The organism is [Muricauda] lutisoli (nom. illeg.), assembly GCF_017313105.1.
GTDB lineage: Bacteria > Bacteroidota > Bacteroidia > Flavobacteriales > Flavobacteriaceae > Flagellimonas > Flagellimonas lutisoli.
This window is the reverse complement of record NZ_JAFLND010000003.1, coordinates 620,021-634,323: the sequence shown is the minus strand read 5'-3', so window position 1 is coordinate 634,323 and position 14,303 is coordinate 620,021. Positions and strand designations below refer to the sequence as shown.

Annotated in this window: 17 protein-coding genes; 9 read left to right on the top strand and 8 right to left on the bottom strand. The window is 42.2% G+C overall.

Annotated features, from left to right (window positions below; genetic code table 11):
* The 5 genes from J0X13_RS13760 to J0X13_RS13740 form a co-directional block, all read left to right on the top strand.
* A partial coding sequence (locus tag J0X13_RS13760) for a hypothetical protein (RefSeq protein WP_207071961.1) occupies positions 1–766 on the top strand: 766 nt, incomplete at its 5' end.
* A gap of 4 nt (positions 767–770) precedes the next feature.
* The gene (locus J0X13_RS13755; RefSeq protein WP_207071960.1) at positions 771–1,937 is read left to right on the top strand and encodes a T9SS type B sorting domain-containing protein; all 1,167 of its coding nucleotides are present in this window, start codon (positions 771–773) and stop codon (positions 1,935–1,937) included.
* A gap of 78 nt (positions 1,938–2,015) precedes the next feature.
* Positions 2,016–2,750: a M15 family metallopeptidase gene (locus J0X13_RS13750; protein ID WP_207071959.1), complete on the top strand. Its 735-nt coding sequence runs from the start codon at positions 2,016–2,018 to the stop codon at positions 2,748–2,750.
* 38 nt (positions 2,751–2,788) lie between these two features.
* Complete coding sequence (locus J0X13_RS13745) at positions 2,789–3,553, top strand: M48 family metalloprotease (protein WP_207071958.1); 765 nt, start codon at positions 2,789–2,791, stop codon at positions 3,551–3,553.
* Between the two features lie 113 nt (positions 3,554–3,666).
* Positions 3,667–3,834 (top strand): DUF6747 family protein, encoded by a 168-nt coding sequence (locus tag J0X13_RS13740; RefSeq protein ID WP_207071957.1) that lies wholly within the window; start codon positions 3,667–3,669, stop codon positions 3,832–3,834.
* Between the two features lie 102 nt (positions 3,835–3,936).
* On the opposite strand, the gene J0X13_RS13735 is transcribed toward J0X13_RS13740, so the two are convergent.
* Entirely contained in the window at positions 3,937–4,329 is a 393-nt protein-coding gene (locus J0X13_RS13735) for an ankyrin repeat domain-containing protein (protein ID WP_207071956.1), read from the bottom strand.
* A gap of 207 nt (positions 4,330–4,536) precedes the next feature.
* Here J0X13_RS13735 and gpmI point away from each other — a divergent pair, with 207 nt between their 5' ends.
* Genes gpmI through J0X13_RS13715 form a run of 4 tightly spaced genes read left to right on the top strand, consistent with a single transcriptional unit; the run spans position 4,537 to position 8,133 of the window.
* A complete protein-coding gene (gene gpmI / locus J0X13_RS13730) occupies positions 4,537–6,054 on the top strand; it encodes a 2,3-bisphosphoglycerate-independent phosphoglycerate mutase (RefSeq protein ID WP_207071955.1) in 1,518 nt (505 codons plus the stop codon).
* 44 nt (positions 6,055–6,098) lie between these two features.
* On the top strand, positions 6,099–6,917 hold the full coding sequence (map, locus tag J0X13_RS13725) for a type I methionyl aminopeptidase (RefSeq protein WP_207071954.1): 819 nt from the start codon (positions 6,099–6,101) through the stop codon (positions 6,915–6,917).
* Positions 6,918–6,966: 49 nt separating this feature from the next.
* Positions 6,967–7,341: a GxxExxY protein gene (locus J0X13_RS13720; protein ID WP_207071953.1), complete on the top strand. Its 375-nt coding sequence runs from the start codon at positions 6,967–6,969 to the stop codon at positions 7,339–7,341.
* Between the two features lie 27 nt (positions 7,342–7,368).
* Positions 7,369–8,133 (top strand): class I SAM-dependent methyltransferase, encoded by a 765-nt coding sequence (locus tag J0X13_RS13715; protein ID WP_207071952.1) that lies wholly within the window; start codon positions 7,369–7,371, stop codon positions 8,131–8,133.
* Here the strand turns inward: J0X13_RS13715 and J0X13_RS13710 are convergent, their stop codons facing one another.
* The 7 genes from J0X13_RS13710 to J0X13_RS13680 all read right to left on the bottom strand — a co-directional run bounded on the left by J0X13_RS13710 (position 8,134) and on the right by J0X13_RS13680 (position 14,303).
* On the bottom strand, positions 8,134–9,138 hold the full coding sequence (locus J0X13_RS13710; RefSeq protein WP_207071951.1) for an FAD:protein FMN transferase: 1,005 nt from the start codon (positions 9,136–9,138) through the stop codon (positions 8,134–8,136). It lies immediately after the preceding gene.
* The gene (locus tag J0X13_RS13705; protein WP_207071950.1) at positions 9,139–9,498 is read right to left on the bottom strand and encodes a DUF8840 domain-containing protein; all 360 of its coding nucleotides are present in this window, start codon (positions 9,496–9,498) and stop codon (positions 9,139–9,141) included.
* A gap of 87 nt (positions 9,499–9,585) precedes the next feature.
* Complete coding sequence (gene nqrF, locus J0X13_RS13700) at positions 9,586–10,896, bottom strand: NADH:ubiquinone reductase (Na(+)-transporting) subunit F (protein WP_207071949.1); 1,311 nt, start codon at positions 10,894–10,896, stop codon at positions 9,586–9,588.
* Positions 10,897–10,902: 6 nt separating this feature from the next.
* Positions 10,903–11,643 (bottom strand): NADH:ubiquinone reductase (Na(+)-transporting) subunit E, encoded by a 741-nt coding sequence (nqrE, locus tag J0X13_RS13695; protein ID WP_207029828.1) that lies wholly within the window; start codon positions 11,641–11,643, stop codon positions 10,903–10,905.
* 11 nt (positions 11,644–11,654) lie between these two features.
* Entirely contained in the window at positions 11,655–12,302 is a 648-nt protein-coding gene (locus J0X13_RS13690; RefSeq protein ID WP_207029829.1) for an NADH:ubiquinone reductase (Na(+)-transporting) subunit D, read from the bottom strand.
* Between the two features lies 1 nt (position 12,303).
* The gene (locus J0X13_RS13685; protein ID WP_207071948.1) at positions 12,304–13,053 is read right to left on the bottom strand and encodes a Na(+)-translocating NADH-quinone reductase subunit C; all 750 of its coding nucleotides are present in this window, start codon (positions 13,051–13,053) and stop codon (positions 12,304–12,306) included.
* Between the two features lie 2 nt (positions 13,054–13,055).
* Positions 13,056–14,303: an NADH:ubiquinone reductase (Na(+)-transporting) subunit B gene (locus tag J0X13_RS13680; protein ID WP_207071947.1), complete on the bottom strand. Its 1,248-nt coding sequence runs from the start codon at positions 14,301–14,303 to the stop codon at positions 13,056–13,058.

Below are 14,303 nucleotides of genomic sequence, written 5' to 3'. Positions count from 1 at the left end.
CAGCATTGGAGGCGCGGGAACACCGAACCAAACAGTGGAGGTCGCCATATCCGGAGGCACGAACGCACTTGTGGATATCCGTGACGGGGATTCAGACCCCACAAATGAAAACCAGACGGTTTCTGCGAGCACGGGAATATCAGTGTCCCAAACTGGACAGGACTTCCAGGTCACAAATACAGCACCCGACCAAACTGTTTCCCTTGCAGATGGAGGAAACGGAAATGTTACAATAGGAGGGGCCTATCCAAACTTTACAATCGATGTGCCTGACAATACCGACAGTCAGAACCTCAGCATTGGAGGCGCGGGAACACCGAACCAAACAGTGGAGGTCGCCATATCCGGAGGCACGAACGCACTTGTGGATATCCGTGACGGGGATTCAGACCCCACAAATGAAAACCAGACGGTTTCAGCCGGTAACGGAATGACAGTGACCCCATCTGGCCAAGATTTTGAAGTTGCTGTTACGAACCCTGTTATTGCCATGGGAAGGTTTGGTCTTAGTGGAAGTCAAAATACTGTAGGATCGAGTATATCAACAATTGGTTCAGGTCAGTATAGAGTCACCTTGACTTCGACTCCCTTACCTGCAGATTATATTGTCCAACTTACAATATTAAACCCCGGAACACCAGGACCTTCTAATTTTAGAACTATTCAAGTTATTGATCAAACTGCTAACTATTTTGACGTCCAAGTATATAACTCAAGTGGATCAGCTGCACCATCCGATTGGTATTACACTGTAACCGCATTTTAAATTAATGAAACCCCTCCTCCACATAGCGTTTTTATTGTCGGTCAGCTTTGCTGTGGGCCAAACCGGGCTGTTCAACAACGGTAACCTGCAAATGCACAACAATGCCAACCTGGGGCTGCACACCGACTTTATCAACAATGCCAGTTTTGAACAGACCTCGGGATTGGTCGGATTTTACGGTAACGGTGTCATAATCGTTTCCGGAAGTTTCTCACCAACCTTATGGGATACGGAAATTATGAACAGTAGCAATGTATTTTTACAAAATCCTGTACTCGTTCGAAACAACGTAAATTTTATCGATGGTGATTTTTTGACCCCATCAAACAACCAAGCAGTATACCTCAACTTTATGGGCCAAGGCTTTTTCACCGGCGAAAGCAATACCTCCAAGATCACGGGTTTTGCTGCGGTGAACGACCGGGATGTATTTTCATTTCCCGTAGGGGACCAACAACAATTAAGGCCTTTGACATTGCTTTCGCAAAGCACTACCCCTTTGGCCATCTGTGCCTATTTTTTTGAGGACCCTTCCAACCCATCCTCCATCTTGGAAGGCTTTGATACGGACGAGAAAGAACAAGAGATAGGCACGGTATCAGATCGCGAGTTTTGGATTATTCAGAGCGATGTTCCCGCCCAAGTCACCATATCTTGGAACCCACGTAGTGCCCTGGCCGCCATACCCAATGCCACACCCGAATCCGTTATTGTGGTCGGATGGAGCAAAGCAGCAAACGAATGGGTGATTATTGGCAATTCGGCACAAAGTGGGGATCTCACCCAAGGTTTTATTACTTCAGAAACTTTTTTACCTAGCGATTATGCTGCCATTACCTTTGGTACCATCCCGCTGCCAAGTGATACTTTTGCCGTGAACAATCCCACTTTGGGCAATTATTTTTTGAGTCCGAATGGCGATGGAACCAACGATTTTTGGATTATTGACGGTTTGGAGGAATCGCCCAATAACAGTGTCCGTGTTTTTAACCGATATGGACAAAAGGTGTTTGAACAGATCAATTACACCAACGAGTTCAAGGGGATTGCCAATACCGGAACCCTTATTACAAACCAAAGTGCTGGACTACACGAAGGCGTCTACTTTTACCTAGTTACCATGGACGACCTGGAGCTGGAATATTCCGGTTTCCTGTTCTTGGACCGATAGCATTCGGCGGAGTTCTTCCCTCAATTTTCAAATTCAAGAATTAAAAATACTTCTTAACTTGGGACAAAAATTTGTTTCATGAAAAGAAGGACTTTTATCAAAACTGCTTCTGTGTCGGGCCTGGCCTGTACCATCCCCCCTATTTTCCCCAACCTTTACGATCTTGATTATTCAACAGCCGAACTTATGGGCAAAGCTGATATCGAACTTTTTGGGGAAGGCATCAATCTAAGGGAAGAAGCATACGAATCCTTCTTGGCCATGAAAAAAGCGGCCTATTCGGATGGTTTTGATATAAAGCTGATATCCAGTTTCCGTGATTTTTATCATCAGGAACGCATTTGGGAGCGCAAATACCTAAGTTTCACGGAAGATGAAGGACTGACCCCTTTGGAGGCCATAGACAAAATCATTGAATATTCCACGATACCTGGAACAAGCAGACATCATTGGGGCACCGACATTGATATTATCGATGCAAACCCAAAAGTCTCTGGAGATGTTCTTGAGGCCGAAAAATTTGAAGCTGGTGGCCCTTTCGAAGGATTAAAACTTTGGTTGGATGAAAATTCCGAGAAATATGGGTTTTATTTAGTGTATACCGACAACTCCAGACGAAGGGGCTTTAAATACGAACCATGGCACTATAGCTATGCGCCAATTTCCATCCCCATGCTGACCGCGTACCGAAAACTCAATATGCTAAAGCTTCTGCAAAAGGAACAGTTTTTAGGGATTGAACACTTTACCAATGGCTTTGTAAAGACCTACTTGCAGGACAATATTTTGGATATCAACCCAGTACTGCTATAGCGTTTTTTTGTATCTTCAACTATACAGAACACTAACCCATGAGACGAGGAAGTTGGAGAATACGTATCCTTATAGGTTTGGCCATCGTTGCCTTCGCTTTTGTTCGTAGGTGCAGTAACCAAGAGGAAAATCCATATACCGGCAGGACCCAAAACATCAACATGACCGCCGAGCAAGAAATTGCCATTGGGTTGCAAAGCGCACCAGAAATGGCACAACAACATGGTGGTCTGTATCCCGACGAACGCATGCAGGCATTGGTAGATGCCGTGGGCAATAAATTGGTGCAAAAAAGTATAGCTCGGGAAACCCCTTATCCATATGAATTTCATTTATTGGCCGATGACAGCACCATCAATGCATTTGCGCTGCCCGGAGGTCAAATTTTTATAACCTATGCCCTCTTCTCCCAACTGAACGAACCACAACTGGCCGGGGTTTTGGGCCACGAAATAGGCCATGTAATCGGCAGACACTCCGCAGAACGGATTGCAGAGAGTAATTTTTGGCAAACCCTCGCAACGGGTGCTTCCGTAGGAGTAGATATGGGAAATTTAGTCGCTGGAATAGGTCAGAACACACTGCTTAAAAATGGCAGGGGCGACGAATTGGAAAGTGATGAATTAGGAGTTTTGTTTATGATTCAATCCGGGTACGACCCCTACGAAATGATAGCGGTGATGGAAATCCTAAAGGCTGCTGCGGGGCCCAACAGCGTTCCTGAGTTTCAGAGTACACACCCCGACCCCGAGAACAGAATAGATAAAATCAAAGAAGCGATACAACAATATTCAGGTCGATAGAATTGACTGTTTATCGATTAAACAAGGCAGTTGACTTAATTTCTGTACCTTTGGACTAACCCCGAATCCTACTTGTTCCCTTAATCTTTTTATGCGGTAAAAAGAGAGAACATATGGGAACACTATTACATTTTAAAAATCTCTATCTAGAGGCATTCGACGATTGCAAACCTAGCTTTGTAGTGCTCTTTTTAAAAGGGTATTCCATATTTTGTGCGGTTATGTTTTTTATGGCCGTGTATGGATTTTTATACAGAGCTTTTACGGGCTTTGAGTTCTAAGCCACGAGACACACTCTTTTGCAAGGACACTAAATATGTAAATGAGCAAAAAGGCCCATCCTTTCGGATGGGCCTTTTTCGTTAGACGAATAAACTCCTTTTCTATTTTTTCATAGCTGCTTTTAGCACCGCCATTGCATCTTTGGCATGGGAAAGTTCTGCATATTTCATCGCCGTCATACCGCCATCACAACGTTTTTTAAGGTCTGCACCATTATCGATAAGTACTTTCAAGACCTCGGCCTTGTTATATCGTGCGGCATAATGGATAGGTGCCTTACCAAGGGATTTTTGGTTGACATCCTCTCCAAGTTCAATGAATTTTTTTACGGTATCCACATCGCCCTGCATTACTGCTTTACAAAAAGCGCTAAGGTCATCCGGTGAAACCATTTCAATGGTTGCTTCTGTTTCAATGGTTTTCAGCTCGTTTGCAGAAATACCGCTTAGGGCCAACATGGATACAGCGGCCACTGTGAAGATTGTTTTTTTCATGATGATTGTTTTTGATTAATGAAATTACTTGTTATAAAAATAGACTTCTTAAAACAGTCGGTGTTACATTATTAACAGTTAAATAACTAAATTTTAACAAGTATTCAATTTTAGCTTAAAATTATTAACAACTTCATAATTAGAATTTTAACAAAAAACTAGGGCATCCAACCAGATCACTTTATTTTTGTAGTACAATATTTCGTTATGAGCAAAAAGGTTATTCTTATGATTTTGGATGGCTGGGGAAAATCTCCAGATCCAAATGTTTCGGCAATTGAAAAAGCCAATACCCCATTTATTGATTCACTTTACACCAAATATCCCGATGCGGATTTGCACACCGATGGAATGAACGTTGGTCTGCCTGAAGGGCAAATGGGAAACAGTGAGGTAGGCCATATGAACCTTGGCGCTGGTAGAATTGTCTACCAAGACCTTGCTAAAATCAATAAAGCCGTAAAAGAAGACACCTTAAAGAACGAGAAAGTACTCCAAGAGGCATTTGAATACGCCAAAGCCAACAACAAACCTGTCCACTTTTTGGGATTGGTCAGCGATGGAGGGGTGCACAGTCACATTGATCACCTCAAGGCATTGATAAAAGCCGCTGACGAAAGTGGTGTAGAAAATTCCTTTGTGCACGCATTTACCGATGGTCGTGATGTGGACCCTAAAAGTGGAAAAGGCTTTTTGGTAGATCTGGACAACTACTGTGCGGACAAAAAGACCCAATTGGCCACTGTGATCGGCAGATACTACGCCATGGATCGTGACAAGCGTTGGGAGCGTGTTAAAATGGCATACGATGTTATCGTGAACGCCGAAGGTGAAGCAACTCAAAATATCGGCGAAGCGATGCAAAAAAGTTATGATGACGGCGTTACCGACGAGTTCATCAAACCATTGGTGTTGACCGATTCAAATAACGAGCCCGTTGCCAAGGTCAAGGATGGCGACGTAATTATATTTTTCAATTTCAGGACCGACCGCGGCCGTGAATTGACACAAGCTCTGAGCCAACAGGATTTTCATGAGCAAAATATGCACAAACTGGATCTGTACTATGTTACCATGACCAATTATGATGAATCCTTTAAGGGTATCAAAATCATATTCAACAAAGAAAATATAAAAGATACCTTGGGCGAGACCCTTGCCAAAAACGGTAAAAAACAAATACGAATCGCGGAAACCGAAAAATATCCGCATGTTACCTTTTTCTTTAATGGAGGTCGAGAAGAACCTTTTGAAGGGGAACAACGCATTCTTTGCCCATCGCCGAAAGTGGCCACCTATGATCTTCAGCCCGAGATGAGCGCATACGATATCCGGGATGCCATTATTCCCGAATTGAAAAAAGGAGATGCCGACTTTGTATGCCTCAATTTTGCAAACCCAGATATGGTAGGGCATACCGGTGTGATGGAAGCCGCAATCAAAGCTTGTGAAACCGTCGATGAATGTGCAAAAGATGTCATCACCGCTGGATTGGAAAATGGATATTCCACGATTGTAATTGCAGACCATGGCAACTGCGACACCATGATAAACCCCGATGGCAGCCCTAACACAGCGCATACCACCAACCCCGTTCCACTTATTTTGGTGGACAATGATATCAAAGAGGTAAAAAGTGGCGTTTTAGGTGATATTGCACCTACCATTCTTAAATTATTGGGCGTTCCACAACCTGATCTTATGACGCAAAAACCATTGGTTTAAGCCAAATGTGCTTAAATCCATAGAATCAATTTATCTTTGCAGCTATGATTAAAGTAAAGACAGCTGAGGAAATTGAGTTGATGCGTGAAAGCGCTTTGGTTGTATCCAAAACTTTGGGCATGTTGGCCAAAGAAATCAAGCCTGGGGCCAATCCATTAAAGTTGGATAAGATGGCCGAGGAATTTATTCGGGAACAAGGAGCAGTACCTGGCTTTTTGGGCATGTACGACTTTCCAAATACTTTAAACTGGAGTCCGAACGCACAAGTAGTGCACGGTATACCTGGTAACGAACCTTTAAAGGAGGGTGATATTGTTTCAGTCGATTGCGGGGCCATTAAAAATGGATTTCACGGTGACCATGCTTACACATTTGAAGTTGGTGAAGTGGCAGAAGAAACCAAAAAATTGCTTAAGGTGACCAAAGAATCGCTTTATATAGGTATTCGAGAGTTCAAATTGGGCAATCGTGTGGGTGATGTCGGCTATGCCATTCAAAAATACACGGAAGACCATGGATATGGCGTGGTACGTGAATTGGTGGGCCACGGTTTGGGAAGGGAACTGCATGAAGACCCTCAAATGCCCAATTATGGGAAAAGAGGCCGTGGCAAAAAGTTTGTCAACGGTATGGTGGTAGCCATTGAGCCCATGATCAATATGGGCACCAAACGAATAAAACAGCTAAGGGATGGCTGGACCATACTCACTGCCGATGGCAAGCCAAGCGCTCACTTTGAGCACGATGTGGCACTTGTGGACGGAAAACCCGAACTCTTATCTACTTTCCAATATATTTATGAGGCTTTGGGAATCAAAAGCAACGAAGAAGATGAGTTCCGCAGCAAGAAGTTGGTGCTTTAGTGATCAGTAATTTTTATATTGACACAAATTTCACCAATTACTCAGATAAATGTCCCAAATCATTTATAAAAATGAGTCCTACTTTGTTATCGGTTTATGCATGGATATCCATAATGAACGTGGTAAAGGATTCAGCGAAGTAGTGTATAGCGATGCTCCAGAAATTGAACTAAAATCAAATGGCGTTCCATTTAAAAAAGAAGTCAAATTCGATATCATCTACAAAGGAAAGAAATTAAAGCATCATTATTATGCTGATTATTTAGTGGATGACAAAATTATCCTAGAACTTAAGGCAGTTGAAAAAATCAGTAGCGCTCATGTGAAACAAACATTGAACTACTTGGCCGCATCAAAGATGAAGTTAGGATTAAGCATAAATTTTGGCGAGGATAGTTTATCCTATAAAAGAGTAATATTGTAGATCAATTGGTAAATATTCGTTTAATCCGTGTCAAAACTCTTTAAGTTTTTTCTAAATCTAATTCCAAGGCCCTTGCTTATTAAATTAAGCTATTGGGTTCGACCATTGATTGCCTTTTCCCTAAAAGGAAATAAGTTTACGGACCCGATAGATGGAAAATCCTTCAGGTCCTTTTTACCCTATGGTTATGAAAATCCAAGAGAGAACGTACTCTCCCCCTCTACCCTATCGCTGGAACGGCATCGGCTGTTGTGGCTGTATTTAAAGAATGAAACCGGGTTCTTCAAACAGCCTTTAAAATTGCTCCACTTTGCTCCGGAACAAGCCTTTTACAATCGTTTTAAAAAGTTGGACAATTTGGAATACACCACCACCGACCTCAATTCGCCCTTGGCGGATGTAAAAGCGGATATTTGTAAGCTACCTTTTCAGGACAATACTTTTGACGTGATTTTATGCAACCATGTTTTGGAACATATCCCCAACGACACCAAGGCCATGCAAGAACTTTACCGAGTAATGAAACCAGGTGGATGGGGCATATTTCAAATTCCACAGGATTTGAAAAGGGAGAAAACATTTGAGGACGACTCCATTACCGACAGGAAGGAACGCTCCCGTATTTTTGGTCAGTACGACCATGTCCGCATCTATGGCAGGGATTATTTTGACAAGCTTCGCAGCGTTGGCTTTATGGTTGAAGAAGTAGATTACACCAATATACTTCCAAAGGAAATGGTTGAAAAATATCGCTTGGCCCAAGGTGAAATCATCCCCTTTGTAAAGAAATGATCAGTTTTTGATCAAAGCTTCAAAACCTGGCGTGAAAAATTCTTGGGTCGTCCCGTTTTCATCCAAATAAATAATATAGGCTTCCAGCTCATTATGGTCCTGAAGCACTTGTTTGGAATCCTCCAAATCCATCGCCATAAAAGTAGTGGCAAAAGCATCAGCTAAGGCACAAGTTTTTGCTACTACGCTTGTTGCCAAAACATTGGAATTTTTGGTGTACCCAGTTTTAGGGTTGATGGTATGCACATACCTCTCTCCTGTTTCTGGATCTACCCTAAATTTTCTATAGTTTCCTGATGAGGCCATGGCCATATCCTTCAAGGTTACAATTTGTTTGAGATGGCGACCTGTTTCCACTTGAGGATCGTCAATTCCAACGGTCCATTGCTTTCCAGAATCCAGATTGGTGCCTTTGGCCAGTACTTCACCCCCCACTTCCACCAAGTAGTTTTTAATCCCCTTTGCGTCCAACATGGCCCCCAATCGGTCTATGGCATAACCTTTGGCTACGGCATTAAAATCAAATCTGATGGATGGGTATGTTTTGGATATCGTATGATCATCATTAAGATGTACCTTTTCCCAACCCACATAATGCAACAAACTATCTACACGAAGGCTATCGAGTTCGATTTGTTCTCCTGGTCCAAATCCCCATGCATTGGCCAAAACACCAATGGTGGGGTCAAAATAACCCTTAGATGCTTTATGAACTTCACTTGAAACATCAAATACCTCTTTGAACATATCATCCACCACAACGGTAGAATCCCCCTCGTTGATCTTGGAGATATCGGAAGAGGGAATATAAGTGGACATGGACTGGTTGAGTACTTGAAAAACGGAGTCTATTTCCTTTTGATAGTCCAACTCCTCATCGGCAATGTAAATAATGGAATATGTGGTGCCCAGGGCATTGCCCCATGTTTGGTTTTTAACCTGTTCTTTCGGAGCACAGTGCAAAAACAATACCACCAATCCCAACAATAATGCTTTGTTATTCATTTATATTTCTATTAAACCTTGATAATCCACTACGTATTCTTCATCCAGGTACAATGGCTCTGTTCTATCCGCCGCATTGGAAAGACCGACTCCCGCAAAATAGGTGCGAGCCTCAAATTTCTCGGCATGATTCTTTACAGTTCGCATTAATTCTTCATCGTACTCTCTAGGATTTAGGGGAAATTCCACATTCCGCACCACAATAAAGTGGAGCACTTTTTCCTTGAGACATACATACTGTGGGTTTTTTTTGAGCTTACTGTTGATGGCCATGAACTCAAAACCATCGGCCTCCAGCTCTCGACCCACAATATTCATGGCCAAGTTGTGCAGTTCCTGTTCTGTTAGTTCTCTTCGCATAAGTAACAAAAAAACCGATGCAGAAGCATCGGTTTGGTTTTATTGATACCTCTCGACACTGCTCGAGGTGATTTTTATTTTTGGCTTTTATCCTCCAAAGTCATCAAACCTGATATTCTCATCTGGAATACCAAAGTCTTCTCCCATTTTTTGAACAGCTTTGTTCATCAATGGTGGACCACAAAAATAGAGTTCAATATCCTCTGGCGTTTCGTGATGGTCCAAATAGTTATCTATCACACAATTGTGAATAAAACCAACAAAACCATCGCCCTCTTCATCATTGATATCTTTCTTCACCTTCCAATTGTCCTCTTCCAATGGCTCGGAAAGTGCCATGTAGAACTTAAAGTTAGGGAATTCCTTCTCCAATTGTTTAAAGTGGTCAATATAGAAGAGCTCTCTCTTGGAACGTCCACCGTACCAATAAGTAACTTTTCTATCGGTCTTCAATGTTTTGAACAAGTGGTACAAGTGGGAACGCATCGGGGCCATTCCGGCACCACCACCTACGTAAAGCATTTCTGCATCGGACTCGTTGATAAAGAATTCACCGAATGGTCCAGAAATAGTTACCGGGTCTCCTTCTTTTAAACTAAAGATATATGAAGAGGCAATACCTGGATTTACGTCCATCCATCCATTTTTGGAACGATCCCATGGTGGGGTCGCAATACGAACGTTCAACATAATCTCTCTTCCTTCAGCTGGGTAAGAGGCCATAGAATAGGCTCTTTCAACAGTTTCAGGGTTTTTCATGACCAATGGCCACAAGTTGAATTTATCCCACTCCGCTTGGAACTTGTCCGGAGTTTCGTGCTCTTCTGGGTGAGCGGTAATATCAATATCGGAATATTTTACCTCGCAAGGTGGAATCTCAATTTGGATATATCCACCTGCCTTGTAGTTCATCTCTTCAGGGATTTCCACCACAAACTCTTTAATAAAAGAGGCAACGTTGTAATTACGCACCACTTTGGCATCCCATTTTTTGATACCAAATACCTCTTCTGGAATGGTGATTTCCATATCCTGTTTTACCTTAACCTGACAGGCCAAGCGTGCCCCTTCTTGCAGTTCCTTTTTTGAAAAGTGGGGAGTTTCCGTAGGCAATGCCTCTCCTCCTCCGGATAGTACGTGGCATTCACATTGGATACAGGTTCCACCACCACCACAAGCGGATGGCAAGAATATTTTTTGATTACCTAACGTTGACAACAAAGATCCTCCAGAACCAACTTCCAATTCCTTTTCACCATTAATGGTGATGGTTACAGGTCCTGATGGGGACAGTTTTTCTTTAGTGAACAGCAATAATGCCACCAACACTAACAACAAAACAAGAAATGCAACTACAGTAATTAAGATAGTACCTCCGGTACTTGCGGCTAATATCATCTTCTTCTATTTGTTTATGGCTTCGTTATAAGAGATTGCCTTTTCCTTATCCTCAATCTCTTTTTTGATTTCTTTTTCTTCCTGGTTTTCAACGGTAGTGTTCTGAGTATCCTCTGGTGGTTCGTTGTCTCCTGTGAGCATACCACCAAAACTTTGGAACCCGATTCCCATTAAACCTGTGATTATAAAAGTAATTCCCAAACCACGCAATGGTGCGGGAACATTGGAATATCTAATTTTCTCCCTAATGGCAGCTATGGCCAAAATGGCCAAGAACCATCCTATACCAGAGCTAATCCCATAATTTAAGGCCAGCCCAATGTTTGGGATTTCCCTTGTCTGCATAAATAGCGAACCACCAAGGATTGCACAGTTTACCGCAATCAAAGGCAAGAAAATACCCAATGAGTTGTATAGGGATGGGGAAAATTTTTCAACTACGATTTCTACCAATTGTACCATTGTTGCAATGGTGGCAATAAATAGAATAAAGGATAGGAAGCTAAGATCGTAATCCGCATACTCCGGACCTAACCAAACCAAAGCTCCATCTTGTAATAAATATTTATCCAATAACCAGTTCAACGGCACGGTAACACCCAAAACGAATATTACGGCAGCTCCCAAACCTACAGCGGTAGAAACTTTTTTGGATACGGCCAAATAGGAACACATTCCCAAAAAGACCGCAAACACCATATTGTCTACGAAGATTGATCTAAAAAATAGTTCTAAATGCTCTAACATGCTTCCTTAGTTTATGCTTCTTCAATTAATGCTCTGTTTCTGGAGCGTTGTACCCAAATGATGATTCCCACAACGATCAATGCTGCTGGAGGAATAATCATAAAGCCATTGTTCTCATATCCGATGGAGTACAATCCCGTTTTGCTTACAGGGTCTCCCAATACTTTCATTCCGAAAAGAGTACCTGAACCCAATAGTTCCCTAAAGAAACCTACAATTACAAGGATTACTCCATATCCCAATGCATTACCTATACCATCCAAGAAAGATTTCCAAGGACCATTACCCAAGGCAAAAGCTTCGAATCGTCCCATGATGATACAGTTTGTAATGATCAACCCAACGAATACCGATAGCGTTTTACTTAATTCATAAGCAAAGGCCTTCAATACTTGGTCCACAATAATCACCAAAGAGGCAACTACGACCAACTGTACAATAATTCGGATTTTAGCGGGTATGATATTACGTATGAGCGATATTACTACGTTACCCACACCCAACACGAACAATACGGATATTGCCATAACCACAGAGGCTTTAAGCTCTGCAGTAATCGCCAAGGCCGAACAAATACCCAATACCTGAATGGTAATAGGGTTGTTGTCCGCTAACGGGTCTTTTATCAGATTTGCATCTTTTTTTGATAGTAGCGCCATATTAATTGGATCTAATAGTTTGTAAATAAGGTTTGTAGAGTTTCAGGCTTTCTTTAATCATTGCGGTAACACCGTTACCGGTAATTGTAGCTCCTGCCAAAGCATCTACTTGATTATCTTCTTTATCGTTGTTCAAAGGATCATTGTTTCCTTTTGCCACCTCTACTCCTACATAAGAATTATCGTCCATAATGGATTCTCCTTTAAAGTCATCCATAAAAAAACGTTGCTTGATGTTGGCTCCCAGACCGGGAGTTTCTCCACGGTGATCAAAATAAACTCCTTTAATCTCCATGTTCTCGCCTACGGACATATATCCCCAAATAGCATCCCAAAGACCTTTACCGTACATTGGAATGATGTAGAATTTTTCACCGTCCTTTTCCCCGATCAACAATGGAAGCTCTGCTTTTTCACCACTTTTGGCCTTGGCCAATGCCTTTTCCACATTGATCAAGTAAGCATTGTCCTTCTCAACGGCCTCACTGCCTTCCAAAACCAACTGTTGCGTTATATATTGAGAGAATTCATCCTCTACCTCGGTAGTGGGAACAAAGGAAACATCACCATCTCCTTCATTTTCGTTTACTCCCATGGCATAAAGAATGTTCTGTTGCTTTTCAAAGCGTTCATTCTCATCGATCATTGGCTTAAGGCCAGATGCAACAAATGCCAATAACGATCCTACAACAATAACCATTAGGACTGCAAAGAGTACTGTGTAGCTATTTTTTTCTGTATTGACTGCCATAATTAAGCTGTTTCCGTTTTTAATTCAACCTCATCCGAAGATTTTGGATAAATGGTTGCTGTCTTAAATCGTTTCAATCTCTTTTTGATGTTACCTCTCACTACGTAGTGGTCAATGGTAGGTGCAAATACGTTCATTAGCAAGATTGCCAAGAAAACACCTTCTGGATACCCCGGGTTGAACACCCTGATCATTACCGAAAGGAATCCGATAAAGAAACCGTAGTACCATTTACCTTTATTGGTCTGAGAACCTGTTACAGGGTCAGTGGCCATAAATACAATACCGAAGGCCAAACCTCCCACCAACAAGTGCTGCCAGTAAGGGAAACTCATTAACGCATAGAACTTACTGTATTCCGGCAACCAACCAGCATCTATTATACCATTAAATATGAGTCCCATGGCCAATGCACCAATAACGGCGCTCACCATAATTCTCCAAGAGGCTATTTTTGAGAAAATCAAGAAAAGTCCTCCCAATATAATTAACAAGGTAGATGTTTCACCAACTGAGCCTGGAATAAACCCAAAGAACATATCGGCCAGTGAATAACTGTAATCTGAACCCTGAGCCAGTGAACCAAGCACCGTTTCACCAGAAATGGCATCTGCAGTTCCAGCTCTTTCCACTGCTTCATGCACCCATACCTTATCTCCACTCATCCAAGTAGGGTAAGCAAAGAACAAGAATGCACGGATCGTCAGTGCTGGATTTAATATATTCATTCCTGTACCACCAAAAACTTCTTTACCGATTACAACACCAAAGGCTACAGCTATCGCCAACATCCAAAGTGGCGTATCTACAGGGATGATCAAGGGAACCAACATTCCCGTCACCAAATATCCCTCTTCGACCTCATGGCCTTTGATCACGGCGAACAAGAATTCGATACCCAATCCAATTCCATAGGAAACGATGACCAATGGCAGTACCGTTGTGATCCCCACCAAAAAGTTATCCCAAGTCAAGAAGTCATTGATAAGGGAAAAATTTTCTGGAAATCCATTGATTGCCGAATAATGCTGATAACCCGCATTGAACATACCGAACAACAAACATGGCACCAAAGCCAAAATCACCGTGTTCATGGTACGCTTAAGATCATCTGCACCCCTCACATGCGCACCTGAGTGCGTTGTTTCATTAGGTGTATAAAGAAAAGTATGCAGCGCATTGAAGGCCGGAGCCATTTTTTTGCCCTGATACTTAAGTTTTAACTGATGTAATTTTTCTTTCATGCCCAT